Below are 2,663 nucleotides of genomic sequence, written 5' to 3'. Positions count from 1 at the left end.
AATTCCACTCATGTTATTTGGAGTCTATCGCCCCAATGACTTACCATTTGAAACCTATCTCAGGTACCGATTTCATTATGAACTAACGGTGCCAGACCGTACAATAACTGGAAGAAAAGGAGACCAACGTGAAAAAATTAAAACACTCAATGAAACCAAAGACATCTTCTAATGACCAAAAGCAAAAGAAGAAAACACAGAAGCAGGAGATCAGACCTTCTACCGTAAATACGTTAGCCTATCAAGGGCTTTTTCAGAATGGCCTTATGCAGGTCAGTCCAAGCTATTTCTCACAAACCTATCTTTTAGGAGATGTTAATTATCAAACAGTTGGCTTAGATGATAAGGGAGCTATTGTTGAGAAATATTCCGATTTAATCAATTCACTGGATGATAAGACTAATTTCCAACTGACTATTTTCAATCAAAAAGTTAATTTGGAAAAATTCCGCAAGAGTATTCTCTATCCCTTACAGGAAGATGGATTTGATGCTTATCGTGATGAATTGAATCGCATGATGGATGCCAACTTAGAAGCGGGCGAGAACAACTTTTCAGCTGTCAAGTTTCTTTCATTTGGCAAGAGCGACCAAACACCAAAACTAGCTTTTCGTTCTCTGTCACAGATTGGGGAATATTTCAAGAGTGGCTTTTCAGAGATTGATGTATCTCTTGGTTTACTTGGTGGAGAGGAGCGAGTGAATGTCCTTGCGGATATGTTGCGAGGTGAAAATCATTTACCGTTCTCTTACAAGGATTTAACCCTGTCAGGTCAATCCACCAAACACTTTATTGCCCCAACTTACCTTTCCTTTAAACATAAGAATCATATTGAATTGGACGATAGATTATTACAGATTGTCTATGTTCGTGATTACGGTATGGAGCTAGGGGATAAATTTATTCGTGACCTCATGCAGTCAGATTTGGAAGTGATGATTAGCCTACATGCGAAAGGCTCTACCAAGTCTGAAACCATGACCAAGCTGCGAACCAAGAAAACTTTGATGGAATCGCAAAAGATTGGGGAACAACAAAAGATGGCTCGGACAGGTATCTATTTGGAGAAGGTCGGGCATGTTCTTGAAAACAATATCGATGAAGCTGAGGCTCTTCTTCAAACCATGACCCAAACAGGAGATAAACTGTTTGACACCGTATTTCTAATTGGCGTGCTGGCGGATACTGAAGACCAACTCAAACAATCTCTTGATATTATCAAGCAAGTGGCAGGGTCTAATGATATGATTATTGATAATTTGACCTATATGCAAGAAGCTGCTTTTAATAGTCTCTTGCCATTTGGGAAGAACTATCTTGAAGGTGTTTCTCGGTCTCTATTGACTTCAAACATTGCCGTGAATGCACCTTGGACTTCCGTTGATATTCAGGACAAGGGTGGGAAATTTTATGGCATCAATCAAATCTCAAGTAATATCATCAGTATTGACCGTGGCAAGTTAAATACTCCGTCAGGGTTGATTTTAGGGACTTCTGGAGCTGGCAAAGGGATGGCGACAAAACATGAAATCATCTCTACTAAGCTCAAGGAAGTAGATAGTGATACTGAAATTATTATTGTTGACCCAGAAAACGAGTACAGTATTATCGGTCAAGCCTTTGGTGGGGAGAGTATTGATATTGCCCCAGATTCCACTACCTTCTTAAATGTCTTAGATCTATCTGATGAGAATATGGATGAGGATCCGGTTAAGGTCAAGTCCGAATTTCTCTTGTCTTGGATTGGAAAGCTCTTGGACCGCAAAATGGATGGTCGTGAAAAATCCTTGATTGACCGTGTGACACGCTTGACCTATAAGCATTTTGACACACCGTCCTTGGTCGAATGGGTCTTTGTCTTAGCTCAACAACCTGAACAGGAAGCTAAGGACTTGGCACTTGATATGGAACTCTATGTGGAAGGGTCGCTGGACATATTTTCACATCGGACCAATATTAAAACAGACAGTCATTTCCTGATTTACAATGTCAAAAAGCTAGGCGATGAATTAAAACAAATTGCCCTCATGGTTATCTTTGACCAAATTTGGAATCGGGTGGTCAAAAACCAAAAGCTAGGGAAGAAGACCTGGATTTACTTTGATGAAATGCAGCTACTTCTATTGGACAAGTATGCCTCTGATTTTTTCTTTAAACTCTGGAGTCGTGTCCGTAAGTATGGGGCGATACCGACAGGTATTACTCAAAATGTAGAGACTCTTCTTTTAGATGCCAATGGTAGACGCATTATTGCCAATAGCGAGTTTATGATTCTTTTAAAACAGGCTAAGAGCGATCGAGAAGAATTGGTGCATATGCTTGGGCTTTCTAAAGAGCTGGAGAAGTACTTAGTTAATCCTGAAAAAGGGGCAGGCTTAATTAAGGCCGGTTCCACCGTTGTTCCATTCAAGAATAAGATTCCACAACACACCAAGCTCTTTGACATCATGAGTACGGACCCTGAAAAAATGAGGACATGAGATGAAAGAGGATAAAAAGCTAGTCAAACAGGCTAGGCAAAACTTTCGAAGCAACTTAAAATCAGCCCGTATGCATTATCGGAAAGAAGTTAGGACCTTAAGACAGACTGTTCCTAAAAAAGGCCGATTTCGAAAACCAACCCAAAATTCTCTGTTTCAAGATAAGAAAATAGAGTTAAAAGA

General features: G+C 40.0%; 2 protein-coding genes and 1 pseudogene. All 3 read left to right on the top strand.

Annotation, left to right across the window (positions count from 1 at the left end):
- Positions 1–172: pseudogene (locus tag ACHUFA_RS10915) on the top strand (PrgI family protein); the annotation flags it as partial.
- Positions 129–2,480 (top strand): VirB4-like conjugal transfer ATPase, CD1110 family, encoded by a 2,352-nt coding sequence (locus tag ACHUFA_RS10910; RefSeq protein ID WP_172041086.1) that lies wholly within the window; start codon positions 129–131, stop codon positions 2,478–2,480. The pseudogene ACHUFA_RS10915 and the gene ACHUFA_RS10910, both read left to right, overlap by 44 nt.
- 1 nt (position 2,481) lies before the next feature.
- Positions 2,482–2,663 (top strand): hypothetical protein (locus tag ACHUFA_RS10905; RefSeq protein ID WP_394406087.1); only part of this gene is annotated, 182 nt, incomplete at its 3' end.

The sequence above is a fragment of the Streptococcus hepaticus genome (assembly GCF_043656315.1).
In the GTDB taxonomy this organism is placed as follows: domain Bacteria; phylum Bacillota; class Bacilli; order Lactobacillales; family Streptococcaceae; genus Streptococcus; species Streptococcus hepaticus.
Note: the sequence above shows the minus strand (reverse complement) of the source record. Positions and strands in the feature narration are given on the sequence as shown.